This window comes from Streptomyces sp. NPDC026377, from assembly GCF_055567715.1.
Genome location: NZ_JBVHPV010000032.1, coordinates 1 through 25,322, shown reverse-complemented (window position 1 = coordinate 25,322; position 25,322 = coordinate 1). Strand labels below are relative to the sequence as shown.

Genomic DNA, 25,322 nt, shown 5'->3' with positions numbered 1-25,322 from the left:
TCGCCGTTGAAGCACCACGTCGTAGACCACCGGCGAAGCCACCCGTCGTGCAGATCGAGCCGTTCGTGTACGGAAGCTGCGGGTGTGTACGCGGAGAACAAGGTCTCCAGCCCGCAGGCATCCGAGCGAACAGCACGTCGCTCTTCAGATCTCACAGCCTCAGCTGACCACCGGACCGTAGTCGGCGTCCCGCAATCTCCGCCGTTGATCACTACGCAGAGCGATTAGACCGCGGCTCGCCAACTATCGATCAACTTCGCCAACCACCGAGCAACGTCACAGCTGGTCACGCATGGTGGGGGCTTTCCGGCTGGGCGTTCGATGAATCTGTCCGCAGGCGTTCCGGTGCAGGCTCCCCCCCCATGTCGATCAAAAAGAGCGGTACGGCGATAGCCGGGCTGGTGTGTGACGGTCACGGTCGGCTCGGAGACGTACAGCGTGGGGAGTGTGAGCGTGGCCTTCCGCTGACGCGGTCGGGTCAGGCCGCGGTGGTGGTGGGCCGCTATCAGGGGAGTGTGACGGGGGCGGCAGGCCTGTTGGGACTGCCGTGCTGGTTGCTGAGGCGATTGTTGGCCGGGGGCCGGGGCCCGTGGGGTCTGTTCATGACGGCGGGCCGGCGGCGTCGGCTGGCGCGGGAAGTCCAGGGGGCTTTGTGCCTGCTGCGGCTGATCGACGGCTGCCTGCCACCGACCGGTTTGATCATCGAACTGCCGTGATCGAAGCACCGGGCACCACCAGTTCAACCTGAGTGCCCCGCCCCGGCCGAAGACGTCCCCGACGCCGCCGACCGGCTCCTCATCAGCAACCCGAGTGCGAAGGATCGCGCCGCGGCCGAACTTCTGAACTACGTCGCGGCCACCTGGGAGAGGCAGGACCTCGCGCTGCGCCAGCACGCCCAGGCCGTCGCCTGCACGAGGACCTCCTGATGGACCTGCCTTCGTCCAGAAGGGACCAGCGTGGGCACGGCGCTTCGGGTCGTCGTCCCCTTCACGGGTCACTCCGCGTCCCGGCTGATCACCCGCGCGACTCGGACGATCCCGCGCGGGACGTGGGCCAGGCCGGTAGCGACCGTGACGGCGCCACCGGCGATCAACAACGTCAGGTACCAGTCGTACCCACGGGTGAGCATCCAGCCGGTGAAGTACAGCACGCCAAAGGTCATCACGACCTGTGGCCAGGTGACGGCGTGACCCGGTGAAGCGGGTTGGTCCGGGCCGGGGTTGCCCTGCACGGGCGACAAGGTGGTCACAGTGTCCTCCTGCGAACGATATGGATCTACCCGGTGTGCCATGGGTGGCTGGCCGATGCGTGCTCCGACTCGAAATTTGGTTATCTTGCCTGCTCCGATCGGAGTTGGAACCTAGCTACGGAACATTCACGGGGCAGGCGCGGGAGCGAGGTCACCGTATTACTGACCACATAACCCTCAGGAAGGAAATACTGTCCAAAAGCAGAAACCCGCCGGGATCGTCCAGCAGGGCTCTCCCGTGGAAGGGGATGAGACGGTGCTTTAGACAGTCTCCTGCGGCAATGGGTGGTAGGATTCGCTGCTCGCAACGTAGTCGGACACGTGTTTCCAGGTCGTCGGACAGGATGCGAGGAGGTTAGACACTCCGGGCGGTGTCCACCACTACCTCATTTTCCGGAATCCACCTTCGCGACGAGATCCGATCCACCGGGGCGGCGATCCCTGATCACCAACAGCGCTCCGAACCAAGGGGCAGATGGCATGCCGTTGGGCCGTACCGCACCCCACCGAATTCCGGGGGGCGTGGATCTCGTGCATCTGTTCGTATCTTCACGGGGTTGTGCGCTAACCGGACTCGCGGTATTTAGCGGTCCAGGTGCGGCTCGTGAACTGTTCAATATCAACATCTTCCGATGCTCAGCGCTTTCACCAGCGCAGACGAAAAATTGGACAGCCGATCGGACACCCGCACCGCGAAAACTCGGCGTGGTGCGCAGTACCGTCACGGGTATCCCGAGTTGTGGCCCCCGGAGGAGTCCAGTGAGCGAGCAACCGCCGCAGAGATCGATGTCACCCTCGCCGGAGGAGTGTGAAGATCCATACGCCTTCGGTGCCGCACTGAAAAAACTGCGCGCCCGCTCAAAAATATCCCTGCGTAAGCTGCAGAGAGCATGCGCGGAGGTGCATTACGTTAGTCATTCAACGATCGAGAACTGGGGTAAGGGAGGAATTGTCTCGGCAGTCAATGAGCCAGCGTTCGTGTTCGTCTTGCGGACACTGGGTGTGACCGAGCAGGTTGATTTGGAGGCGTGGCTCAGTGCAGCCCGCAAGCTGCGGTCGACCCCGCGTCATCGGCTGACTATCGCCGAGCCCTACCGCGGCCTGAAGAGTTACGACTCCGATCACTCCGTGGTGTTCTACGGGCGGACCGCACTGGTCACGCGCGTTCTAAATGAAATGGAAATACTGCGGGCGCAGGGTGGCGCGATACTGCTGACTGGCGCATCCGGAACGGGCAAGTCCTCTCTGCTGAATGCTGGGGTCGTCCCGGCCCTCAGAGCCGACGAGTTGCAAGGCAGTGCCAACTGGCCGGTCGTGAGAGTGAGCTCCGAGAGTAGCGAGCCGGATCCGCTGAACGACCTGGGCAGGGCCGTGGCCTCCTATGTGGAGGCAGATCCTGCAGATATCGTCCGGGCATTGAGCGTGGGACCAGGCTCTGTCGCGTCCCTGATGATGCGGATCGCGGCAGCGGGCCACGAAGAGCCCCCCGCACAGGACACCCGCGTAGTGGTGATCCTGGACCAGTTCGAGCGTGCCATGGTGAGCGCTGAGGACGGCCCCGGCAGCGACGAGACGTTCGAGGCGTTCCTCGCCGTGCTGCGCACGATGACATCGGTGCCCTCGGCCGCCATCGTGATCTTGTCCGTGCGGCTGGATTTCCTCAACGCCGTGATGCAACGCGAGGCGGTGCGCTCCCTGACGAGGAAGAGGCCACCTGTCTTTGTCGAACCGATGGACAAAGCAGACCTGGCTAGTGTGATCGAACAGCCGGCCCGCGCCTGCAACGCCAACCCACAGCCCGGTTTCGTGGAACTGGTGCTGGGAGACATCTCCGCACGTGGAGGAAGATTCGCCCATCAGGCGGGCATCCTGCCCCTGCTGTCCCACGCGCTGCAGATGACCTGGCAGCAAGGCGGCGGCAAGGAGATGACCAAGGAGAACTACCTTGCGGTCGGCGGCGTCGAGGGCGCCTTACGTGCAACCGCAGAGAAGATCTACGCCGACCTCAACCCCGGTCAGCAGACCATTGCGCGGCGCATGTTCCTCAGCCTCGTGCACGTTCAGCCCTCCGGTACAGCTACCCGCCGCCGGATATCGCAGGACGATCTGTTCACCGAAGTCGACAACGACGAGGCAGAGCTCGAGGTGGTTCTGGACCGGTTCGTGGAGCGGCGGTTGCTCATCATCGACGAAGTCACCGTGGAGATCACGCACGAGGCGTTGATGGTCGCCTGGCCTGAGCTGCGCGGGTGGCTCGATGCCGACCTCGGCGCCCGGCTCGTGGCACAGCAGGTCACCACCGATGCCCGCGACTGGGAGCAAGCGGGGCGGCCTGCCGCCGAGCTCTACACCGCGACTCGGTTACAGGCCGCGCGAGCATGGCGTGAGAACCGTCCCGAGGACGTGAACGAGCTGTCCCGTGTGTTCATCGACGCCTCCGTCAAACGGTCACAGCGCAGGACCCGTCGGCTGTGGGTGACAATCTTCGTCCTGATCAGTCTGGTGGTTGCGGCCGGCACGCTGGTCGGGGTCGTGTCCTATCAAGCGAGCGACCTTGAGCAGCAGCGGAGCGAACTCAGACAGCAGCGTGACGACGCCCAGTCGCGGACCTTGGCCAGCCAGGCGCGCATTGTGCGCGGCAAGGACATGGGCCTTGCCCGCCAGCTGGCGCTGACCGCGTTCCGTATCTCTCCCACCACCGAGGCACGCTCCGCGCTGATCGAAGCGACCGCGTTGCGGCCGGCAGTGCGGATGCTCGGCGGCCAGAACATCGGCATCATGAACGCGGTCGGGATCCATCCCAGCGGGACAATCGCCGCCGCCGCCGCGGAGAACACCGTGCGGTTTTGGGACCTCTCCGTTCCCGGTCACCCGAAACCGCGGCCCGACCTGCCCGGCGCCACCTGCGGCAAGATCTACGCACTGGCGTTCTCGCCCAACGGGAACCTGCTCGCCGCGTCCTGCGGGGATGGCAGCATCCACCTGTGGGACACCCACAACCCGATGGCCCCATCCGCGCTGCCCCCTCTGACCGGCCTGGGCGCGAAGGTCTACTCGGTCGCCTTCAGCCCGGACGGCACTATGATGGGCGCCGCCATCGCGGAAGCGAAGGTGAACAACGTAGCCGCTGGCAGCGTGCGCCTGTGGGCGATCACAGGCTCCTCGGCGCAGCCGCTGGGCGGGACGGTGCGCGCCAACGACACGTCACCGGCCAAGTCCGTGGCCTTCCGCCGAGGCAACCAGCAGCTCGCCGTGGGCACCGACGACGGCACCGTGCAGATCTGGGACATCAGCAACCCGCGCCGTCCGGCCGCGCCGGCCATCGCAGCCGGAGCGACAAAGGCCATTGGTCAGCTCGCGTTCAGCCCAAATGGCGCGCTACTCGCCGCTGGCGGCGCCGACAACTTGGTACACCTCTGGTCGACGACCGACCCCCTCCACCCGGCCCCGGCCGGCCCGGCCATCGAGGGCTCAGCCACCTACATCAATGCAGTCGCTTTCTCCCCCGACGGTGCCACCCTCGCGATCGCCAGTTCCGACAGCAACAACGGCGTCCGCCTGGTCGACGTCGTCAGCCGCCGCGTCATTGCCACGATGCCGCATCCTTCCCCCGTCACCTCCGTGAAGTTCAGCCCCGACGGCAAGAACGTGATCAGCGGTGCAGACGATGGCACCGCCCGTCTGTGGCCCGTGAACTCCCCCACGGTGGAGGGTATGGACTACCTCGTCAGCGCCGCCCGCTTCAGCCCCGACGGCAACACCCTCGCCCTCGGAAGCGCCGACCTGCAGCTGCTCGACGTCGCCGATCCCCAGCACCCCCACCGGCTTGGTGCACCCATCTCCAACCCGGACAAGTTCTCCGGCACCCTCGCCTTCGCGCCCAACAACCGGCTGCTCGCCGAGGGACACGGCAAGTCCGGCACCATACAACTCTGGAACATCACCGACCCCACCCGGATGACGCCCCTCGGGCGACCGCTGAAGGCCCACACCATGCAGGTCGAGACCCTTGCCTTCAGCCCCGACAGCACCATGCTGGCCACCGGCAGCCGCGACGGTGCCGTGCACCTGTGGGACGTCCGAACACCCGAGACACCCAGAGAACTGTCCACGCCCGGCACGTCCACCGGATTCATCAACGAAGTCGGTTTCAGCCCGAACGGCAAAATCCTCGTCGCCGCCGGCAACGATCAAGCCGTCCGGCTGTGGGACATCAGCGACCCGAAGACCCCCCGCCTCCTCGGCACCCCGCTCACCCCGGCCCATCACTACATCTACTCGGCCGTAATCAGCCCGAACGGCACGCTGCTCGCCGTCAGTCTCGCCGACAGCACCATCCGGCTCTACGACATCACCGACCCGGCCCACCCGAACCCCGTCGGAAAACCGCTGACCGGGCCGGAGGGCTACATCTTCTCCGCCGCCTTCACCACGGACGGCACCAGCCTGGCCGCGACCGCTGGCGACGGCACCGTCGGGATCTGGAACCTGCACGGCCAGGACGCACCCACCCTGTACGTGACCCTCCGGATGGGAACCGGTGCCATGCACCCGATCAATTACCAGCCCCACACACGGCTCCTCGTCGCTGGCAGCAACGAGAAGAAGGCCTGGATCTGGACCACCGACACCGACGCCGCCATCGCCTTGGTCTGCAGCACCACTGGTGACCCACTCACACCCAAGGAATGGACCAAGTACCTACCATCTGACCGCGCGTACGACCCGCCCTGCTCATGAATTCGGTGCCCCATGACTGTCCAATCCCCTGTCCAACCTGGGCATTTAGGCTAGCGGACGCGGGCACGGACTGGTCATGGTCGTCATATCGGACTCAACAGCAGTCTCGACACATGCGGGTCCCCAGGGCCCGAAACCAGAAAGGAAACCACTTGATCACGAAACGAGGAACACGCCTTCGGCTCCGAGGACGCAAGCCAGCCGCCTGCCTCATGGCGTTGGCAACCGCGCTGTTCGGCCTGGTGGCACTCGCCCCGACTGCCAGCGCCGCTCCCTACTGCGGCTCGAGCAAGTTCGTGGAGAAGATCGAGGTCGTGCCCTGGGGCAACGACCAGTTCCAGATTGTGCTCACACCCACGCCCGAAGCCCGGTCGAACGCCTTCACGTCATGGACCCCCCGTGACGCCGTGGTCGAGCAGTGGCACGCGATCCAGATTTGCGTGCCCGGCCTGTACGGGGGACTGGCCGACACCATTTGGGACCAGTTGGAATGCCACCAGCTGCACTCGTGGATCAAGGTCCCGCACGAAGGCAGCAAGTGGGTCACCGGGGACAGCTACGAGCTGGAGAGCTGGCGGCCGGTGTTGCCCCGTGCGGTGCCGGGGGCGGCGCTCGTGCTCACTGGCTGCCTGAATAACGTGGGTGACCCCGACCCGGCCGGTCCGTTCACTGGCCCCGAAGGCCAGGTGGACCTGTACCAAGCGCAGCAGAACCTCACCTAACGATCAGTCCGAGCCGCTCTCCGAACACATATAGGCGCCTGGTGGAAACTCGGCAGGATGTCACATCTCGGCCCCGGGGCAGAGTGCCAGCCACCGGGCCGAGATGCGACCCGCCATCACCCAGACAGCAGGACCTTCCGCTGCGTCAGCACGCCCAGTCCGTCGCCCGCGCCCTGACCCGGTAGGAGCGGATCCGTCCATGCCCGCATCCGCGGCCTCCCGCCGCGCGATGGGGGGTGTGGAAGGGCCGCGCCTCGTCAAGATCACGGTGCCCGCAGCGCAGGAAGCCGCATGCGGGCACCGTCGTATCGCCGAGCTGCTGGCCTACGGCAAGGGCTGTACTTCCACGGGCGTGCCGGCGCACTCGGCGGGCAGGGTCCGCAGTGCGTCGCGTTCGACCAGGTCGACGGTCAGTTCCCAGCGCAGTTTCGTCGCGAAGGGTGGAGCCCACACATGCAGTGGATGACCGGAGATGGGCCCTGACCTCGGTTATTTGGACACCGGAGAGACTTGGATCTTGATGGTCCAGGAGAACGGAGTCCCCCGAGGCCGGGCTCGTGGAACAAGCCTGCAAGATGCTCCGCCGACAGACCCTCCAGACCGTCCCCCTCTACCACCCCATCTGGGCCGACGCCGACCCGGACGACATCACCTACGCCGACAGCCGCGCCGCGCACGGCAACTTCCGCAACTGGGCCCGCTTGACCGTCCTCACCCGCACCGCCCTCGAACGCACCGGTCGGACCCGAGTCGACCAAGAAGTCCTCCGCTGGACTTTCAGCAAGCTCGGCGCCGCCCACTGACCGCCTTCCGTTACCAGCGCATGCCGAGGGCGTTGAGTTCGGCGCGGCGCTGGTCGGGGAGTTTCGCGGCGTTGGCTTTATCGAGCAGTAGTGGGTTCTGGCACAGATCTGGGGGAGCGGTCGCGGAGGGTTACCTCGATGTTCGATTGCGAGGAGACTGGCTCGTGTGAGACGGCGTACGCCTTGTCGTCTGACAGTCGGAAGTGACGCTCCCTCAGGTGCTTGCCGATCGCTGCTGCGGTCGGTTGTGGACGGTGATGGTGCTGGTCATGCAGACCGATGCACCGTTCTGGGGCTCACTGGTGTTCGAGGGGATCGACGATGTGGATGTCGAGGCGGTTACGGCCGCGTTCGGCACGGTCGAGGTGGTGGCGATAGGCCGCGCGGCCGGGGCTGCATGTCCGGACTGCGGCCGCTTCTCGGGCCGAGTCCACGACCGTTACCAGCGCAGGCTGAAGGACCTTCCGCTCGCTGAGCAGGGCTTTGTGATCCGGCTGACGGTTCGGCGCTTCATCTGCGGGTCGGTGGACTGCCCGCGCCGGACGTTCGCCGAGCCGTTCTCTCGGCTGGCCGCCCCGCACGCACGGTTCACCACTCGGCTCAACCGGGCCCTGGAGCAAGTGGGGCTCGCCTTGGCCGGGCGGGCCGGTGCCCGGCTGGCTGTCCAGCTGGGTTTCGGCGCGGGAAGGATGACTTTGTTACGCAGGGTCATGGCATTGCCCGATCCACGGTTCAGCACTCCGCGTGTGCTGGGCGTGGACGACTTCGCGATCCGCCGCGGCCAGACGTACTCCACTGTCTTGACCAGCGTCGAAGACCATCGCGTGGTCGACGTGCTCCCGACGCGTGAAGCCGGACCGCTGGCCGCGTGGCTTGTCCGCCACCCCGGCGTGGAGATCATCTGCCGGGACCGGGCGGGCGCCTATGCCGAGGGTGCCCGCCGCGGTGCCCCTGATGCTCTGCAGGTCGCTGACCGGTTCCATCTGTGGCAGGGCCTCGGCCGCGCCGTGGAGACCTGCGTCGCCGCCCACCGCGACTGCCTACGCAATTCTTCGCCCGGTGGCATCCTGCCGGAGGCCACCCGGCTGGCGTCCGGTCTGCCGCAGGACGACTCGGTGCCCGTCGGCCGGAGGGCCGAGCGGAAGAAGGCAGCACATGCCCTGGTCCACGAGCTTCTTGCTCAAGGTCACTCACGCCGGGCGATTGCACGGCACCTGGGATGGGGCCTCAACACCGTGCTCAGATACGCGAACGCCGCGAACTGGCAGGACACCATCCGCGAAAACCGGCCCCGCCCCAGCAGACTGGACCCCTACAAGCTCTACCTGGAGCGACGCTTCGCCGCGGGATGCACCAGCGTCACCCTGCTCCACAGCGAACTCGTCGCCGACAACGCGCCCATCACCTACCAGATGGTCCGCGCCCACATCGCCACCCTCCGCGGGACTCCCGCCGGCACGCCACCCCCACCTCCGACGGTGCGTTAGGTGACCGGCTGGCTCACCCGACACCCCACTACGCTGAGCGAGGAAGACCGGGCCGGCCTGAAGAATGTCCTTGCACGCTGCCCTGAACTGGACACAGCCGCCGGACACGTCCGCGACTTCGGCAAGATACTCACCGACCGCCTCGGTTCCACACTCCCCACCTGGATCGAGGCAGTCGATCACAGCCAGCTCCCCGGTCTCACCGGCTTCGCGCTCCACCTTCTGCGGGACCTTGACGCCGTGATAGCTGGGCTCACTCTCGACTGGAGCTCCGGCAGCATCGAGGGCGCCGTTAACCGCATCAAGAAGATCAAGCGCCAGCTCTACGGCCGAGCCGGATTTGAACTCCTCCGCAAGATGATCCTGCTCCAGTAACACTGCGCGAGCAGCCGCCCAGCCGTGGCAGGATGGCCTCATGTTGATCCGAAAGGGCGATGCCGCGTAGGCGTCCCAAGGCCGTCAACGCAGAGCGGTGGCGGCCACGATGGCAGTGTTCGGTCCTGAGAGTCCGCGGTGTCTCCGCGCGGACTCGTGCAGCGATCCGCCGGGTCGAAGACCAGGAGATGTGGCCCAACGCGGTCGCCAATGCGCTCTCGTGTTTCGAGCGAGCTTTTAACCAGCCGGGACGCTACCTGGACGCCTCCGAGTTCGAATCGCCCGGGGTGGGAGATGCCCGTGATGACCTCGAGTGGGCGATGCGGCACCTTCCTCCCGGAGCGCAACGGGACTTGGGCCGACTGGTCACACGCATCGATGAGGAATTCGAGCGCCGCACCCTGCCCGACCCCAACAATATTGAGTTGGCGGTGTTCGGCTGGTGGTGGACCAGAATGCGAGAACGCTGAGGGACCCCGGTCCCGCGCCCTCAATCGAACGACACCGTCACCCTCCGCGACCACTCCCCAAGATCTGTGCCAGAACCGAAACTCACTGACCGCCGCCACCTCGGTGCCATCGGAGTCCAGGAGCCGGAACGGCCGCAGCGGGTCACCGCTCTTCTCCACGCGGCCGACCCGCTCCACCCTCAGGGCCGCCACGTCCCGGACCGTCGTGCTGTCCTCTGGCATTCGTACCTCCGCTGGCCTGCGTACCCGACGACACGCGATGAAAGCAGGTCCGCCCCACCACACGCAGTGACCAAAGAGGTCCAGCCGGAGCCAGAAGCCCCTTGCAGTTACGGTCCGTTGATCTCGGGCGAGGCCCAGAATGCGTCACAGTTAGTTCGGTCAACGGGACGTGTTCATGGATACAGGCTGTGCCGTAAGCGCGAGCGCAGGTGCCGACGGAGAGCTTCCGGCGCTCGAAGTGGCCAAGGAAGTCGTCCCACTCGGCGTCGGTGGGGGTGCGGTATTCCTCGGCCGGGCGGAGTGTTCGCCGGCGGGAGATGAAGCCGCGGTGTGCCTCGATGGTCTCGGCAGGGTAGATGGCTAATGGTGTGCTCGGGTATTGGAACTATCCGAATGCCCCAGCCGCAGGCATGATCGACAGTGGTGTTCGGCACTGGCAGGCTGGCCCGATGCGGATACCTAGACAAGCAGCCAGAGTCGCGGTCCTGGACCCGGCGGGGTCGGTCTTCATGTTCCGGTATGACAACGAGGAAGTCGGCGTTCACTGGGCGATGCCTGGCGGCGGGCTGGAGCCAGGTGAGTCGCCGCTGCAAGCTGCTGAGCGCGAGTTGCGCGAGGAGACCGGATGGACCGACATCGAGATCGACGACACCCTGCTGTGCCTGTGGGAACACGACTTCACCAGGGCCGGGGTGCCGGTTCGCCAGCACGAGCACATCTTCCTCACGCATGGTCCCCGCCGGGACCCAGTCGGTGACCTTGTTGCTTCGCATGCCGCAGACAAGATCCTGCGGTGGCGATGGTGGTCGCCATCTGATCTGTCTGGTGGTCGTGAGCCGTTGTGGCCGCCGCAGCTGCCCGAACTCCTCGCCGACGTGCGGAAAGTCGGTGCACCGGCGACGCCGGTCGACCTTGGTTTCGTCCGGAACGGGTTCGTCGGCGGGAGTTGACCAGGGGGACGGATCTCAGGAGCTGTTCCGGCGGCTGACCTCGGCGGCGTAAGCGCCCCAGTCTCCGGCGGCGGCTCGCTGCCATTTGACGGCGACGGTGATGTCGATGCCGAGTGTGCGGGGAAGGACCGCGGCGGGCAGCTCGGTGGCGAGCTGGAACAGGGCTGTCGACCGGGTCTCGGCGAGCCGGATGCCGAGTTTGCGGAGACGTTCGCCCATGGGGCCCAGACGCTGATCGGGCGACGAGGCTGGCCGCCGGGGAAGAGCCAGGGTGAGTCTGTCCGGGCGAGGACGGCATAGCTGCGGCGAACCGCAACCTGCTGAAGGGCGCTCGGCGAGGCGGGTCGCGCCGGCGCCTCGCCGCTGCAGTCGGCCCTGACCCCGCAGTGTGGCCCGCCGCAGGCCTCGGGCCCGGCGGCCGGCCCGAACCGGTGCCACCACTCGATCCAGTACGCCGTGCGCGCCACGATCCCCAGCAGCGACCGCTCCGGCATCCGTTCCTTGATCGCCTGCTCCAGCCGCTGCGGCATCCCGAGCACCGCAGGAGGTGCTGGATCGCTCCGCTACGGGCGGTGAAGTGCATGCCGCCGCCCTCGAAGTTGTTGCAGCCACGAGGACTCCAGCGCGTAGGCTGCCGACGCCCGGGCGATCAGCGGCAGCAGAGCACTGGGCCGGTGCCTGCGAACCCGCGCCACGTAGTCCCGATCCCGTACCGCCCGGCTCCCTGGTGCCCATGTCATGCGCTCAAGGATTCCCCTTGTGCCTGCAGATTGTCCTGCCCATTACGGTCCATGAAGTCCCTCCATGCAGGTGGTCTGACCCCGATGGGAGCTCGCCAAGCCGTTGCTGCCGCTGGCGCGTGTGCGTCCGCAGGGCGGCGGGGTGGCGCGGTGGCGGATATTGATGACGAGGCAGTCTTCGCCGCGATTGTCTACGTGCCGGTCAGCGGTTGTGCCTGGCGTGTTTTGCCGCCGTGCTTCGAGGCGTCGAAGTCGACCGTGCACCGGCGGTTTGCCATCTGGTCAAGGGCACCTCTGGATGTGGCCCACTGCGCTCAGCAGCCGGTTCAGGTAGCGCGCCGAACGGGCAGCCCGCTGCTGGAAGACAGCGCTGGCACCGTTGAGGCCGCCGGCGCGGGCAGGAGGTTGCGCAGCAGCAGTTTGTGGATGGCCGCGACCGTCATGCCCTGGCCGTAGACCGTGTGGAACACCGGACACGGCCTAGGCAGTTTCGTTTGGATCAGTCGGTCGTTGGTCCGGGTGTGCCGTTGACTGACGCACAGTGGGCGCGGATCGAGCCGTTGCTCCCGGACCGGACACCGAAGCGGGGTGGCCGCTGGCGTGACCATCGTGAGGTGATCGACGCGATCGCATTCAAGTTCCAGACCGGCACACAGTGGGTCCACCTGCCGGAGAAGTACGGCAACTGGCGAGGTGTCTACAACCGGCTGCGGATGTGGGCCGTGGACGGCACGTGGGAGCGGGTGTTCACCGCTCTGGTGGCCCGGGCCGACGCGGACGAGGACCTCAACTGGGCAGTCTCGGTCGACTCCACGATCGTGCGGGCTCACCAGCATGCGGCCGGGGCCCGAAAAAAGGGGCCCCGGCAGGCGAACCCGGCGACCACGCCATCGGCCGCTCCCGCGGCGGACTGACCACAAAGATTCATCTCGCCGCCGATGCCCGCTGCCGGCCCCTCGCGTTCGTGCTCACCGCAGGCCAGGCCGGTGATGCACCTGCCTTCACCGAGGTCATGGCCCGCCTGCGCGTTCCCCGTTCGCGAGGCCGACCTCGCACCAGGCCGGACCTGGTCCTGGCCGACAAGGCGTACTCCTCCCGCGCGATCCGCGAGCACCTGCGCAAGCGCGGCATCCGGGCCGTGATCCCCGTCCCCGCAGACCAGCGCAGCCACCGGCTCCGCCAGGGCAGCCGAGGCGGCAGGCCACCAGCCTTCGACCGCGAGACCTACAAGCAGCGCAACACCGTCGAGCGGTGCATCAACCGACTGAAGCAGTGGCGAGGCATTGCCACCCGCTACGAGAAGACCGCCACCATCTACCTGGCCGGACTCCACATCGCCGGCATCTTCCTCTGGTCCGCCCGGTGATCCAAACGAAACTGCCTAGCTCTGGCTGTTTGCCCGGAGACAGAACCCCTACGCTGACAACACATCCGACGGCGGGTGCCGCCTCCCCGCCCCCGGGGCGCGGCATCGTCGCAGGTGCAGCGCGTGCGGTGACGGTGATGTCGGGTAGAAAGCGTGTCGCTGAGGGCGGCGACTTCGGCGGCGTCGACGCGGAGCCGAGCACACATCACCCCACACATGCACACGGCATCACAGAAGACCCATAACTTTGCTATTTCTTGATGTCCTGTATGACATATATGCCCACTTTAGACATCTATCAAGATGATCTAATGATCAGGAAGTTGCGCGAGCAATCGCTTCGTACGGCCGGGGGGACGCTGGCCTGGAGTGAGTCTCGCCAACACACCGCGCCCGTGGGGCGTGAGCGTACAAATGCGTTTCAGGGGGTTCATTGATGAGGACATTCACTTCTCTCGCCCGTGGCCAACTGTGCCCGCCCACGGGTCTTTTGGGTAACGGTCGGCCGTAGCTGAAGCCGGTTCCCCCGGCGCCCCGCCGTCCTCGGCGGCCTGCGAGCCCAGGCGGTCGCCGAGGTGCACACTGTCCGCTGCACCCCGGCGAAATCGGCCTGCGGCGCGCCATAGGCGCGCGAGGACACCACATCACCCTCCAGTTCCTCGCCGAGTCGATCGCCCTCGGCCTCCTGGGGGGGCCTGGCCGACACGGCGACCGGCACCGCAGTGTCGTCACCGTCTCTGCCGTACGCGAGTGGACCCCCGTCCTCAACCCCCTCGCCCTCTCCTTGGCCCCCGGCCTCGGGCTCGTCACGGGCTTGTTGGCCGGCCTCTACCCCGCATGGCGCGCTTCACGGATCCCTCCAGCCGAGGCACTGCGCCGCTAACGCCCCACAACAACAAGCCCCCGGCAGCCCACCTGGGGGTCCGGGCCGCCCAGCCACGCACACAGCAGTGGCCCGCTGCACCCCCACGGGATTCAGCCGGCGCCTGTGCTGTCCGTGCTCGCCCTGTGGCGGCTTCCCACTCATGACTTCCGGCACGCGCCGGGCACCACGCCCCCTGCGTACCGGTAGCCGCCTGCCAGCTGTGCGGGTGGTGGACATCCATTAGGAGATCTGATGAGACTCAGTAAGAGGGCAAGGGTGCCGGTGACCGCGGTCGCCGCTGCCGCCCTCCTCACCGGGCTGATGCCCGGCCTGTCGATATCGGCGTGGGCTGATACACCCACGCCTAAGTCACCCGCTAAGCCACCGGCGCCAGGCCAGGTGCAGGATCCGGGCAAGAAGCTCGGTAAGGACTGGCAGTCCAGTCCCGACCGCGCAGTGACCGCCGCCGCCGACCGGGACGGGCTGCAGATCCTCGTCGCGGACAGCAGCAAGGCGTACACGTGGAAGACGGTGGCCACGCTGTCCGAGCCTGGCATGCCCGCGGACTCCTGGATCGGCAACCAGTGCCAGATGGACCGCGGCCACGCCGCTGTCGTCTATGCACCGCGCAGTTTCACGAACAAGCCGGACCTCATGCAGGGCGGCGCGTTCACCGCGATCGTCGACCTGGAATCCGGGCGGGTGGTGAAGCTGCCGTTCACCGCGTCGCTGGCCTACTTCGACCCGTCCTGCAACACCATCACCCACACGGCCGCGTTCACCGCCTTCCGTGACATGAACGACCCGGCGAGCACGAAGACGCGCCTGGTCACCGTCGACACCAGCGGCAAAACCCTTGGCTCGGCCGCGGCAAAGGGTGAGCTCACCAGCGCCGTCCCGGTCAAGGACGGGACGGTCGCAGCCCTCGGCAAGCACCTGGTGCACCTGGACCGCTCCGGGAAGGTGAAGAACCTTACGGACGCGGACAGTACGCCGTTCGATATCCGGCCCGCCGCTGATGGCAAGGTCGCCTTCGTTGACCGCAAGAACACCTCCACCGCCCACGCCAAACTCTTCACCGGCAAGGGCAAACCGGCTTCCATCGCCACGGGTAAGCTCGGCGACCTCGACCTGATGCAGGGCGACGCGGGCAAGGTGTTCCTCACCGGCCACCCCGCCACCGCTCCCGCGGCCCGAAGCACGGGTGTCACCCCGATCAACGCCCCGGCCAACACGGACGTTTCCTCCCACGGCCGCCTGGCCGTCGACCCGGTCCTCACCCCCGGCATCCGCGCGGGTCTGAAGCAGGTCAAGGACGCGGGCAAGGGATTCTCCCAGGTCAAACCCACGCAGGAACGGTCAGCGGCACCGACCGCATCGGCCGATACTGCCAGCGAGCCGGTCACCGTCACCAGTACCGCCACCAGCACTGGGGTGAAGCTGGCCCAGAGCGTGCAGCAGGAAAGCACCGATGGCTCCGCCATCAGTCTCTCCCCGGCTCTCAAGGCAGCCACCCCCGCGCGCCCGAAGATGCTGCGCGGCGCGGCAGCGGCATCGAACGACCCCACCGATCCTGACCGCTGGTGCGCGGTCTCCCGCAACGACGTGAACGTGCAGGCGCTGCAGCCGACCCCGAACCAGGTCGAGTGGGCCGTCGACATGGCGGTGCGCGGCAACCTCCGGGCCGGCTACCTCCGCCAGGGCGGCTACCGCGACCAAGCCGGTCTGGGGACCATCGATCCGCAGGGTCTGTTCCCGCCGCCGACGCTGAATGGCGGAGGGAAGATCCCCGCGAACGTGCTACTCGGAATCATGGCGCAGGAGTCGAACCTGTGGCAGGCCGAGTCCGGTGCCATCCCCGGCCAGATGGGCAACCCGCTGGCGGCCGTGGACGGCTACTACGGCCACAAGGCCGTCGCCGGTAACCCCGATGCCTCCTGGCAGATCCACTGGGACAAGTCCGACTGCGGCTACGGCGTCGGGCAGGTCACCGACGGCATGCGCCTGGCCGGGCACGAGAAAACGGGCGAGACCAGCCTGTCCCCGGCGCTGCAGAAGCTCGTTTCCATCGACTACGCCACCAATGTCGCCGCCTCGATGAAGATCCTCGCGAGCAAGTGGAACGAGGTTCACACCGATGGGCAGAAGGTCACCGTCAACAACGACGACCCGTCCATGGTGGAGAACTGGTTCACCGCCGTCTGGAACTACAACCTCGGCTTCAACCCGCCCTCCGAAGCGTCCGCGCACGGCGGCCACTGGGGCCTGGGCTGGTACAACAACCCGGCCAACCCGCTCTACAAGAAGAGCTGGGGCCACCCCTTCATGGACACCACCGTCGACGGCACCGAAGCCAACCGCGACGCCGCCCACCCCCAGGACTGGCCGTACGAGGAAAAGGTGATGGGCTGGGCCGCCTGGTCGATCGACACCGGGTTCTCCTACGGCACCGACGGCCGGCAGGACTGGAAGGGCGAATCCGGCTTCTCCTCGGCCGGCTTCCGGCCCGCCTGGTGGGACGTCAACTCCTCCCGCAGCCTCGTCTCACCGCCCCTGGGCGTCTTCTGCAACAGTGCCAACAACTGCGACCCGGACACACCGCCCAACTGCAAGGACGAGGCTTGCTACGCCCAGTTCTGGTGGAACAAGCCCAACGCCACCTGGAAGCAGGCTTGCGCCAGTCAATGCGGCCACGAAAGCATCAAGTACCAGACGCTGATCTCTGAACCGGGCCGCGGCACCCGCCTGAAGAACGGCACACCGGTCTGCACCGGAGCCCCAGCCGGCGCTCTGGTCGTGGCCTCTGTCCCCGATGGGACCCCGACCTGGGGCGACTGCGGCAAGGCCAGCTCGGCGGGCAGCTTCGAGTTCACCTTCACCCCCGGAGCGGAAGGCCGCTACGAAGCCAAGGCGGACCTGCACCAGATCGGAGGCGGCTACGGCGGCCACTTCTGGTACGCCCACGACCGCAACGTCGCCCACCTCGGCGGCAACGGCGGCGTCATGAGCATCGACGGCGCCTGGAAACTCGGCAAGCCGGTCGACAAGGGACAGGCCAAGGTCTACGCCCACATCCCCGACACCGGAGCCCAGACCAAGGAAGCGATCTACCAGATCGTCACCCCCTTCGGCACCGTGAACAAGACGGTGGACCAGGGCGCCAACGCGGGCAAGTGGGTCGACCTGGGCGCCTACCGCTTCAACGGTCAGCAGCCCGAGGTGAGGCTGTCGAACGCCAACAGCAGCGGCACCGCGGACAAGGACATCGCCTGGGGAGCCGTCGCCTTCGTACCCGGCAACTACTCCGGCCTGCCAGAAATCCACATCCCTGCTGAAAACCCCAACGCCCCGGATATCGACTTCGTGGCAACGCAGAGGGCAAAGGAGACGGCGCCCGCGAAGGTTGCCGCCCAGAAGCTCGCAGCAGGTCCGACACATGCTTCTTCGTGCCGGGTAGGCGGTGACGGCGTCACCCTGTGCGCCGAGTACAAGCCGCTCAGTTCCAAGATGCAGAAGAAGGCCCCGCCGCTTGCGGCCGCGCCCGCTCCCTCGAAGCCCAGGGCCGCCGCAGCAGGCGGCACAGGCCCTGTCGGCTGGTGCAAGAATGTGAACGGCAGCGCCATGCTGACTCGGACAGAAGGCTGTCTGCGCGGCATGGTCCCCCTGACGGCCACCCGCGATGGCGCTCCCATCGGCAACGCGGTCATGCAGATCATCCAGGAGATCAACCTCAATCCCAAGTCGTCTCAGTTCACAACGTGGACCGAGATATCGCTGATCAACATGACGGGTATCAGCTCCACGAGCCTCACGTCGTTCGACGAGAACTGCTGGCCGACGACGGGATGCGCCGAGACCCAGGGTCCCTGGACGGGAAGCACCACCTGGACTGCAGGTGACACCCATGTGGCCACCCGCACCAACACCTACACGTGGAACAAGATCGCTGGCGGCGATCAGATCCTCAACCTCGACTGGACTACCGCCTGGTCGACTCCGCAATCCGCTGTCAAGGCGGTGCCGAAGTGGAGCAACAGCGGGTTCGACCTGCGCTGTGACAACAAGGTGGCCGGCAACACCGGCTGCGTCTTCTACAAGTACACGCCCACTCTGCAGCTGAACACGAAAAAGTACCCGGCCGCAGCCGCGTACTACTGGGTGATCATGGAGAAGCTGGCCTCCCACCCGGGGAGCGAGAAGTACAATAAGCCGCTCCACCGCCTCGCCGACGACAGCAAAGCGAAGGGCAACAGGGATGTGATGTGTGATCTGGCTGTAGCGGAATGGAAGCCGCATCCGGACGCGACCGGAGGGAGCTGCGACGAATATCCCTTCGCGAAGTCCCGTGAAAGCGGCGGGCAGTCGCTGCCCTCAGGTAAATACTGTGTGCAGATGTATGACGACAAGAACACAGGACTCCTGGAGCTCGACCCCAACTACCCGTATCCCACCTGGAATGAGGTCTGCGGCCGGGGAGCAGTTCCGGCAATCCAGAACACCTCCGCAGGCGGTGAACTCGGGCGGTTCACATCAGACATCCGGCTTTTGGACAACGATCCGTACTACGTCCAGACGGGATTCGAGTACTGTGACATCAAGTCCGTCTGCAACATCAGCTAGCCGCTAGGCCCCCATGGCATCGGCCCTCCAGGTAGTCGCTACTGGAGGGCCGATCTCTTTTGCAGGTCAGCTGACGACCCATTCCAGCATGTGCCCATCATGAATGGAGGGGCGACGGCGCACAGGGGGGAGAGGCGACATGTCCTCCACTGCCTTACATATGTCGTCCATCATCAGGCCCATGCCCGGCCAGAGCCATGCATACTCGGGCGAACCGAAAGAGATCTCTCCGACATTTCCGTAATATTCGCTCCGGTGGTCAATGAACAGCAGATCGCCACTGAATTTCTGAGCGAAGGGAACCCACTGCCGATGGGCAGTACGCCCGACCACCTCTTCCTCATATCCCTCCTCCTCGGCGTCCTCTGTCATTTCGGCGAGGTTCTGCTGCCACTCCAGGATCCCCTCCGTACCTAGGAGGCTGTAACCGAGGAAGAACGCACCGGCTTCCATGCTCGACTTACGCGGCGTGACGCCGTTGTGCATCGACAGCAGCGCCTTGAGATCGCCGTTGAGCTGGAATCCGATGCCGGCTTCTAGCGTGTGGATCTCCGCATCGGACGCGCCTGGTCGCAGCGCGGCGTGTTCGTCCGGGGCGTTGCGCACAAGCCAATCCTCGAACCTTTTCCAAAGGTGTTCGAAGTGAAACGGTCCATCAGAGGCAGACTGATCCATTCGGTCCTCCTAGCTGCTCCGTATCAGCGGACGTCTATGTCAAGCGGTACCATTGTTCCACTTGTACTGTCCCCCTTCTGCCTGGGGCGGGTGCAGGCTGTTACTGGGCGAGGGGGGAACACGACCACGTTGCAGTACTAAGGGCCGGAATCTTCCGGTTGCCCCAGAAGCCGAGCAGCGGCCGACCGCATGCCGTGCGGGATGGCCGGCCGTCCTGCAGTTGCTGGCAGCTTCGGCTGCGGCGGCCATGGTCAACGCAGATGCGGGCCAGGACGGACTGAACGCGGATCCGGTCGTCACGGTGGTCTATATCGCCGTTCGCGCGGCGCCCGGAAACTCCACAAGGGACGCACCGCTGCGCTGGTGGCATCGTTGGTCTCTGCGAAGTGGTGCTGGATGTCAGTCAGAGCCAGTGGGCGCCGCGCTCGAACCACGGCACCAGTCTTACGCGGCCATCCCCCACAGAGAATCCAGGCTCAGCGTGCGGCTGGCTGCCGTTCCAGGAACGCGGGTCGTCGAGGCCACGCACCCATCCCCAAGTCGGCTATACGGAAAAGGCCCTGGGCCGCGCTGAGCGGGCACGCGGTCCGTCTGCAGACCCCGAAGCAGACCCGACCGGACGGAACTGAGCTGCGCCAAGCCGGATGCCCGATAACCTTCCGCGCCAGACACCGCGTCAGAAGCCGGCCTCTGCCCTTCCACGTTCGAGGAGCTCGGCGGGCAGGGGCATCTCCGTGTCGGTCCAGCCGGGGACGGTCATAGAGTCGGCGTGCGGCAGCGGGTCGAACCAGTAGTCTGCGTCGAGATGGTAGCGGCCGATCCGCGCGGCGCCTGGGCCGCACAAGGAGCGGCCGTACCAGGGGCCGCGAGGCGGGACGGCTCTGTGCTTAACACCGCGCACGCCATGGCCGGTTCGCACTGCAGCATGAGTCCATCGGTGGCGGCCGCGGCCGATGCCGACACAGGGGATGCTTCACGGATCGCGGTGAAACGGTGCACGCCTCGCACATCCCACCCGCCGGAGCGAGCTAAGATCACCGCAGTTACAGACACCACCTCTTCCTAATGAAAGGTATGTCATGCGCAAGCCAATAGCCCTCCTGTCGGGACTTTTGCTAGCGGTTGGCTTCCATGCCGCCACGATGTCGCAGGCCTCGGCGGCAGGCCCCAACTGGGGCGAGCTCTACACCCCGGTTGGCCCTGGCACCTGGTACCCCGCCAAGTGCGCCACGCCGAAGGGCAACAGCACCGCCAACGGAACCATCATCACCTTGTGGACATGTACGGGGGACGAGCTGCAGAAGTGGGATCACGACGGCTACCAAATCGTTCACAAGGCGAGTGGAAAGTGCCTGACTCCGCAGGGCGACGCATACGGCACCAATGGCGCGGTACTCACCCTGTGGCCGTGCGAGAACAGCGGCACCAACCGAAGCCAGCAGTTCTGGTCGAGCGACTGGTCCATGCACACCAACTACTCCGACAAGTGCCTCACCAATAAGGGTGGTTCGGCGGGCAATGGCACTTATCTCACGCTTTGGACCTGTGCCTCGGATTACCCGCCGGAGCAGCATTGGATGATGCGATACTGATGCAGCGTCCGGGTCCTGCCCTGTAGCTGGGCTCACCGAACAGCCCTCAGCCGGCCGGGCGTGATGCCGCAACGCGCACACGCTTTCGCAGCGCGCGCACCCGCGCCTACGCGCAGCGCCCGAAGACCCAGCTGAGCAGGTCGCACACTGCTGATCGCCGCCGATTGGCTCAGCGAAGTCGACATCGCAGCAGGGAAGCCCCAGCTCGCCACGCGGGCCTGGCGCTGGCAGGGGGCTGTGACACGGTGCCCGCATTCGCCCCCCGCTGTGGGGGAGACGCCCGGCTACTGGTCCGGGGGACAGCCGAGCCAGTCAGGTTGGGGCTATTCGACAGCCGCGCGATCATTCCGCCGCCCGCTTCGTCCGTCGGGTGCTTCCGAACGCCTGTATGGGCGTCATCCACCTATGCAGGTCCCGGGTGGCACTCCCTGCGGCGATCCACGGTCGTCCGAAATCGGACCCGCCGACGTGAGGTCTGCTGGCGGGCCCGATCCAGGATATGTGTCAGCGCTGGTGTGCCGTCAGACCCGGGCGTTACGCCCAGCCGGTGCAGGTGCGGCTGTTCCAATCGTTGTGGTAGAGGCAGGCGCGGATGGTGCGGTCACTGGGGTCGTAGTACATGGCGGAATGGGTGAGGTAGTAGTTAGGGGTGGAGCCGGTGGTCCAGGACCCGCCGACCTGGCGCTGCCCGAGGATTTCGCAGACGGTGTGGTCGAGGTGGCAGCGCTCGACATACATGGTGTATTCGTTCTCGTTGCTTCCGCCGGGGAAGCGGGCGCGGGCCCAGGCGTAGGGGTCTCCGTCGGTCGTTCCCTTGCGCAACTCGATGGAGAAGCCGCTGCCGAAGTCGTAGGGGCCGGACGCGGTGAAGGGGCCGCTCTGCCAGGTCTGGACGTTGGGGTCGTGGCCGTCACAGGTGTAGCGGGCGCAGGCGGCCCAGGCCGTGCCGGGCAGCACAATGAGGGCGACGAGGGCGGCGAACAGGCTGGCCAGAGCCAGCCCTGCGCGTGAGCGGAGGCGCCGCGTAGGGGCGGTGCGCATGGGGTGAGCCTTCCGGGGCGGGCCGCACGGAAGCCCGTTGCGGCAGCATTGAGTCAAGTTGTGGAACGTCGGCGACGCCAGCAGTGATGCGGGCGAAGGCGTCCTGAAGTTGGCGGACAGCTCTTTGCACCTGGCTCTGTCCGCGATTTCGTGGACGATCTTCACTTGTCTATTCGATCATTAGTCAGAACGGAAGATCGTCGACGCGGCCCCAGGGGATCGGGGAGGCGCCGTCGTCGACGTTGAGGTGTCCTGCGGGTCGCGGGTCGCAGACGGCGAAGGCATCCCGTTTCATCTGCAGGCCCGCGGTGCTCTCCCCCCATGCCTCAAGCGTCTCGATCGCCCGTTCGCGGTGCTGCCAGAGCTCGCTCAGAGCCAAGGGGTCCCGCAGAAGCGGGACCAGCTTCTCTCGGTGATGGTTCAGGCGTTGGTCGTCGAGCAGGGGGATGCAGGCAGCGACTGCTGCTTCGCGCACGTGCAGGTCCGGGTCCCGAAGGAAGGCCGTCACGGCGGAGTAGAGCACGGCCCGGAGCAGGCAGGTCTGGACGAATGGAGGGTATTCCTCCGGCGGGAAGCCGGTGCGGCGGCTGATCGCAGCCACTTCGTCGCTGGCTGCGTCGGCAACCGAGTCGAGCCAGCCCAGCAGTGCGGCGCGCAAGGGGCCGGGAAAGTCGTGGGCCTGCTTGTCGACCGGCAGGTAGGTGCGCGGCTCGCTGAGGATCGCGGCCACATACAGCGCGGCCGGGACCGTCGCCTCGTTGCGGAGACTGTGAGCGGCTGACGGTCGTGCGGATGACCGCCGGGGAGATCCGCCAGCAAGCCCGGCAGCTCATCATCGAGGGCTACACCGTCGACGCCGGCCTTCCGCTGTCCGCGGTGGCTGGGACGCTGGTCGGCTGAACGATGGTGACGAGCAGCTGCTGCGCGGCCGGTGTACGGCTGCGACCACGACGACCCCAACCCCGGCCCGCTACCGCACCAGACGTACGCCGCGCTGGTCGGCGGCCAGCTGGACGGCCTGCTGCTCGACATCACGGGCTGGAGGCTAGAGGAGATGGAGGACGGCGTCGCCCTGATGACCGAGCTGGGGCGGTGACCCGGCGGCCGGGCGCTGTACGACCCGCTCCCCGACGCCCCGAGGCTGGCCACCGGGCCCGTGTGGTGTGCCGCTTCCACTACTGCGGCGACACACCCTGACCGACGCGGGTCAGGCGTCGGTGATGTGGTTGAAGCCGCGGAGCATCGGCGTCAGCTCCTGCGCGCACCGGCACAGCGTGCACAGCTGTGTCCCCGGGGCTCCGCGACGTCCAGGGCGCGCGGCACATCGAGTAATGGCGCGCCCTGCGGCGCTTCCTGGCAGTCCAGCGCGTGCAGCACACCGCGGGCCGGGCCCCGTCCCTCGCGGACGTTCGCCAGGACCCAGCCCGAAGGACGGTGCTCCCCCGAAGCCGCCGCCTGGGCCGCCGCCACGGCGGCCGGGAAGATCTGACCGGCCGGACACACCACGGGCCCCGGGGGATCAGCCATGACGTCCCCGGGGCCCGGCTCGGGGGTCGCACCGTCCAACGATGCTGCGGCCCTCGCCGTCACGCGGTGGCTGGCTCCGGCACTTCGAGAGCTTCCGCGATCCGGCGCGCCATCGTCGCGATCTGCGGCGGCAGGCCGCGGGGTGGGCGTGCATCCCGGCTGCCTGACGGCACGGGCGGGCGCCGCGTTTACCTGCCCCAACGGTGTCTGCCTGGGGTCCCTGGTGTTTGACGGCCGTCGGCAGGGGGAGCCGCTCCATATGGCCGTCACTGTGCTGGAACGCCTGAGCGGATCCTCCAACCAGCACGCCGCTCTGTACCTGGGCGGGGAGATCGACTACGCCAGCAGTTCACGGCTGGCCGACGCGCTGGCCCGGTGTCTGGACCGCTGCCCTGTCGAGGTGAGGGTGGACTTGTCGGGTGTCGGCTTTTGCGACTGCTCCGGGCTGAACGTGCTGCTGGCGGCCCGCCAGCGCGCCGCCGCTGGGGGAACCGTGCTGATGGTGACGAACCTGGGGGCACCGGTCGACCGCCTGTTCGCCCTCACTGGCGTCCGGGCCGTGCTGTGTCCGGCCCACGCGGCGTGAACAGCGACCGGCGGCTCCGCTGGGGCGGCGCCGGAGGCTCCCGGGCTGCTCGGAGCAGCCCGGGGCGCCGGACTCTGGCGGGTTTCCGGCAGGTCAGTCGGTGGAGAGGGCCTCGAGGAGGTCGCCGACCTGAGGGTCGGGCAGGGCGCGGGCGACGTCGGCCTGAGCGACGATGCCGACCAGGTCGTGGCCGTCGATGACGGGCAGCCGTCGTACCTTGTGCCTGGTCATGGTGCGCAGGATGTCCGAGGCGTCGTCATCGGCGCCGATGGTCACCGCCTCTCCCTGGGCGAGTTCCCCGGCCGTACAGGAGGCCGGGTCCATGCCCGCGCCCAGGACCTTCACCACGATGTCGCGGTCGGTGAGCATGCCCTTGAGCTTGTTGTCCTCGCCGCAGATCGGCAGCGCGCCCACACCCAGCTCGGCCATCTTCTGCGCTGCCAGCAGTACCGTCTCCCCGGCACCGATGCACTCGGTACCCGGCGTCATGATCTCTCGCGCGGTCGTCACGTCTTTCTCCAGTCGTCGAAGGCGAAGTGACCGGCCCGGGCCTTCGCCGTGCCCGGGCCGGTCCACACCTTTTCGTATGCCCGGCTGCGTCGTGGACATGGCGCGAGCGGTGCCCGCGTCATCCGGTTGCCGTCATGGGCAGTTGGGGGCGCCGCGGAGCACGAGGGCGAGCAGCCGTCGGATGGTCGCCTTCGCGTTCTCGCCCCCTGCCGGCGGGCGTGTCATCAGCAGGTGGTGAGTGGTGCCGACGAGCGCGAGTGCGATCGTGGCGGTGTCGGCGTCGGCGGGTAGCCGGCCGCCGCGCTGCTCCGCCTGGAGGTAGGCGGTGAAGGCGTGCTGGATGGCATCGAACGCCGGGGCGCCGGCCTGGAAGCCCTGCCGGGTGTGCAGCGCGGCCGCCGGGCGGGTCATGGCCAGCCCCACCACGGCCGGAGGCAGGGCCTTAAGCAGGACCAGGATGACTTCTTGCAGGTTGTCGGCGACGGTGGCCGTCCCGGCTTTCGCCTTCAGCGCCTGGGCCTGGCGGGCGCTGCGCGCGAACCGGTCGAGGACCAGCTCGGCGACGAACTCGTCGAGGCCGGCGAAGTGCGTGTGCAGGACGCCTTTGGCGCAGTCCGCCTCGGCCGTGACCGCGCGGCTGGTCAAAGCGGCGGCGCCGTCGCGGGCCACCACCCGCTCGGCCGCCGCGAACAGCCGCTCCCGCAAGTCCGGGATCGCCACTCCGCGAGGTGACACAACTGCCCCTTTCCTTCAGCCCCATTGCAAGTATGGGCACTCGCCCA

19 protein-coding genes and 4 pseudogenes are annotated in these 25,322 nt (G+C 67.0%); 15 read left to right on the top strand and 8 right to left on the bottom strand.

Annotated elements, in window-relative coordinates; all coding sequences use genetic code 11:
* Positions 1 to 362: 362 nt before the first annotated feature.
* Positions 363 to 716 carry a hypothetical protein gene (locus ACZ4MU_RS34395; protein ID WP_467883467.1) on the top strand — a complete coding sequence of 118 codons (354 nt, stop codon included), beginning with the start codon at positions 363 to 365 and terminating at the stop codon, positions 714 to 716.
* A gap of 278 nt (positions 717 to 994) precedes the next feature.
* Here ACZ4MU_RS34395 and ACZ4MU_RS34390 read toward each other — a convergent pair whose 3' ends face one another.
* A complete protein-coding gene (locus ACZ4MU_RS34390) occupies positions 995 to 1,249 on the bottom strand; it encodes a hypothetical protein (RefSeq protein ID WP_467883466.1) in 255 nt (84 codons plus the stop codon).
* A 1,002-nt stretch (positions 1,250 to 2,251) separates the two neighbouring features.
* On the opposite strand from ACZ4MU_RS34390, the gene ACZ4MU_RS34385 reads away from it, so the two are divergent.
* The 7 genes from ACZ4MU_RS34385 to ACZ4MU_RS34355 all read left to right on the top strand — a co-directional run bounded on the left by ACZ4MU_RS34385 (position 2,252) and on the right by ACZ4MU_RS34355 (position 11,018).
* Positions 2,252 to 5,989: an nSTAND1 domain-containing NTPase gene (locus tag ACZ4MU_RS34385; RefSeq protein ID WP_467883465.1), complete on the top strand. Its 3,738-nt coding sequence runs from the start codon at positions 2,252 to 2,254 to the stop codon at positions 5,987 to 5,989.
* A 212-nt stretch (positions 5,990 to 6,201) separates the two neighbouring features.
* Positions 6,202 to 6,711 (top strand): hypothetical protein, encoded by a 510-nt coding sequence (locus ACZ4MU_RS34380; protein ID WP_467883464.1) that lies wholly within the window; start codon positions 6,202 to 6,204, stop codon positions 6,709 to 6,711.
* A 575-nt stretch (positions 6,712 to 7,286) separates the two neighbouring features.
* A complete protein-coding gene (locus ACZ4MU_RS34375) occupies positions 7,287 to 7,514 on the top strand; it encodes a hypothetical protein (RefSeq protein WP_467883463.1) in 228 nt (75 codons plus the stop codon).
* A gap of 218 nt (positions 7,515 to 7,732) precedes the next feature.
* Positions 7,733 to 9,001 (top strand): ISL3 family transposase, encoded by a 1,269-nt coding sequence (locus ACZ4MU_RS34370; protein ID WP_467883462.1) that lies wholly within the window; start codon positions 7,733 to 7,735, stop codon positions 8,999 to 9,001.
* Positions 9,002 to 9,376 (top strand): transposase, encoded by a 375-nt coding sequence (locus ACZ4MU_RS34365; RefSeq protein ID WP_467883461.1) that lies wholly within the window; start codon positions 9,002 to 9,004, stop codon positions 9,374 to 9,376.
* A gap of 188 nt (positions 9,377 to 9,564) precedes the next feature.
* Positions 9,565 to 9,846 carry a hypothetical protein gene (locus ACZ4MU_RS34360; RefSeq protein ID WP_467883460.1) on the top strand — a complete coding sequence of 94 codons (282 nt, stop codon included), beginning with the start codon at positions 9,565 to 9,567 and terminating at the stop codon, positions 9,844 to 9,846.
* 671 nt (positions 9,847 to 10,517) lie between these two features.
* Entirely contained in the window at positions 10,518 to 11,018 is a 501-nt protein-coding gene (locus ACZ4MU_RS34355; RefSeq protein ID WP_467883474.1) for an NUDIX hydrolase, read from the top strand.
* 15 nt (positions 11,019 to 11,033) lie between these two features.
* Here the strand turns inward: ACZ4MU_RS34355 and ACZ4MU_RS34350 are convergent, their stop codons facing one another.
* Complete coding sequence (locus ACZ4MU_RS34350; protein ID WP_467883459.1) at positions 11,034 to 11,237, bottom strand: hypothetical protein; 204 nt, start codon at positions 11,235 to 11,237, stop codon at positions 11,034 to 11,036.
* A gap of 624 nt (positions 11,238 to 11,861) precedes the next feature.
* On the opposite strand from ACZ4MU_RS34350, the pseudogene ACZ4MU_RS34345 reads away from it, so the two are divergent.
* The 4 genes and pseudogenes from ACZ4MU_RS34345 to ACZ4MU_RS34330 form a co-directional block, all read left to right on the top strand.
* Positions 11,862 to 12,049 (top strand): annotated as a pseudogene (locus tag ACZ4MU_RS34345) (transposase); the annotation flags it as partial.
* A 230-nt stretch (positions 12,050 to 12,279) separates the two neighbouring features.
* A pseudogene (locus ACZ4MU_RS34340) lies at positions 12,280 to 13,124 on the top strand (IS5 family transposase).
* Between the two features lie 598 nt (positions 13,125 to 13,722).
* Positions 13,723 to 14,007 (top strand): annotated as a pseudogene (locus ACZ4MU_RS34335) (ABC transporter permease); the annotation flags it as partial.
* Between the two features lie 264 nt (positions 14,008 to 14,271).
* Positions 14,272 to 18,609 (top strand): golvesin C-terminal-like domain-containing protein, encoded by a 4,338-nt coding sequence (locus ACZ4MU_RS34330; protein WP_467883458.1) that lies wholly within the window; start codon positions 14,272 to 14,274, stop codon positions 18,607 to 18,609.
* Between the two features lie 66 nt (positions 18,610 to 18,675).
* Here ACZ4MU_RS34330 and ACZ4MU_RS34325 read toward each other — a convergent pair whose 3' ends face one another.
* Positions 18,676 to 19,284, bottom strand: coding sequence for an SMI1/KNR4 family protein (locus ACZ4MU_RS34325; protein ID WP_467883457.1), 609 nt, complete (start codon positions 19,282 to 19,284; stop codon positions 18,676 to 18,678).
* Positions 19,285 to 19,960: 676 nt separating this feature from the next.
* Entirely contained in the window at positions 19,961 to 20,128 is a 168-nt protein-coding gene (locus tag ACZ4MU_RS34320) for a hypothetical protein (protein ID WP_467883456.1), read from the bottom strand.
* A 235-nt stretch (positions 20,129 to 20,363) separates the two neighbouring features.
* Here ACZ4MU_RS34320 and ACZ4MU_RS34315 point away from each other — a divergent pair, with 235 nt between their 5' ends.
* Positions 20,364 to 20,876 (top strand): RICIN domain-containing protein, encoded by a 513-nt coding sequence (locus ACZ4MU_RS34315; RefSeq protein ID WP_467883455.1) that lies wholly within the window; start codon positions 20,364 to 20,366, stop codon positions 20,874 to 20,876.
* Positions 20,877 to 21,410: 534 nt separating this feature from the next.
* On the opposite strand, the gene ACZ4MU_RS34310 is transcribed toward ACZ4MU_RS34315, so the two are convergent.
* Positions 21,411 to 21,917 (bottom strand): hypothetical protein, encoded by a 507-nt coding sequence (locus ACZ4MU_RS34310; protein WP_467883454.1) that lies wholly within the window; start codon positions 21,915 to 21,917, stop codon positions 21,411 to 21,413.
* A 184-nt stretch (positions 21,918 to 22,101) separates the two neighbouring features.
* Positions 22,102 to 22,647: a hypothetical protein gene (locus tag ACZ4MU_RS34305; protein WP_467883453.1), complete on the bottom strand. Its 546-nt coding sequence runs from the start codon at positions 22,645 to 22,647 to the stop codon at positions 22,102 to 22,104.
* A gap of 166 nt (positions 22,648 to 22,813) precedes the next feature.
* Between ACZ4MU_RS34305 and ACZ4MU_RS34300 the strand changes: the two are divergent.
* Together ACZ4MU_RS34300 and ACZ4MU_RS34295 are read left to right on the top strand one after the other, a co-directional pair.
* A pseudogene (locus ACZ4MU_RS34300) lies at positions 22,814 to 23,114 on the top strand (hypothetical protein).
* A gap of 589 nt (positions 23,115 to 23,703) precedes the next feature.
* Positions 23,704 to 24,030 carry an STAS domain-containing protein gene (locus ACZ4MU_RS34295; protein ID WP_467883452.1) on the top strand — a complete coding sequence of 109 codons (327 nt, stop codon included), beginning with the start codon at positions 23,704 to 23,706 and terminating at the stop codon, positions 24,028 to 24,030.
* Positions 24,031 to 24,123: 93 nt separating this feature from the next.
* Here the strand turns inward: ACZ4MU_RS34295 and ACZ4MU_RS34290 are convergent, their stop codons facing one another.
* Together ACZ4MU_RS34290 and ACZ4MU_RS34285 are read right to left on the bottom strand one after the other, a co-directional pair.
* Entirely contained in the window at positions 24,124 to 24,540 is a 417-nt protein-coding gene (locus ACZ4MU_RS34290; protein WP_467883451.1) for a CBS domain-containing protein, read from the bottom strand.
* A gap of 132 nt (positions 24,541 to 24,672) precedes the next feature.
* On the bottom strand, positions 24,673 to 25,275 hold the full coding sequence (locus ACZ4MU_RS34285; RefSeq protein ID WP_467883450.1) for a TetR family transcriptional regulator: 603 nt from the start codon (positions 25,273 to 25,275) through the stop codon (positions 24,673 to 24,675).
* Positions 25,276 to 25,322 lie beyond the last annotated feature (47 nt).

Excerpts from the sequence above, each read along its gene's own strand:
- ACZ4MU_RS34395 (WP_467883467.1), top strand. The coding sequence starts at position 363 with ATGTCGATCAAAAAGAGCGGTACGGCGATAGCCGGGCTGGTGTGTGAC.
- ACZ4MU_RS34380 (WP_467883464.1), top strand. The coding sequence starts at position 6,202 with ATGGCGTTGGCAACCGCGCTGTTCGGCCTGGTGGCACTCGCCCCGACT.
- ACZ4MU_RS34375 (WP_467883463.1), top strand. The coding sequence starts at position 7,287 with ATGCTCCGCCGACAGACCCTCCAGACCGTCCCCCTCTACCACCCCATC.
- ACZ4MU_RS34360 (WP_467883460.1), top strand. The coding sequence starts at position 9,565 with ATGTGGCCCAACGCGGTCGCCAATGCGCTCTCGTGTTTCGAGCGAGCT.
- ACZ4MU_RS34355 (WP_467883474.1), top strand. The coding sequence starts at position 10,518 with ATGCGGATACCTAGACAAGCAGCCAGAGTCGCGGTCCTGGACCCGGCG.
- ACZ4MU_RS34350 (WP_467883459.1), bottom strand. The coding sequence starts at position 11,237 with ATGGGCGAACGTCTCCGCAAACTCGGCATCCGGCTCGCCGAGACCCGG.
- ACZ4MU_RS34325 (WP_467883457.1), bottom strand. The coding sequence starts at position 19,284 with ATGGATCAGTCTGCCTCTGATGGACCGTTTCACTTCGAACACCTTTGG.
- ACZ4MU_RS34315 (WP_467883455.1), top strand. The coding sequence starts at position 20,364 with ATGCGCAAGCCAATAGCCCTCCTGTCGGGACTTTTGCTAGCGGTTGGC.
- ACZ4MU_RS34310 (WP_467883454.1), bottom strand. The coding sequence starts at position 21,917 with ATGCGCACCGCCCCTACGCGGCGCCTCCGCTCACGCGCAGGGCTGGCT.
- ACZ4MU_RS34295 (WP_467883452.1), top strand. The coding sequence starts at position 23,704 with ATGGCCGTCACTGTGCTGGAACGCCTGAGCGGATCCTCCAACCAGCAC.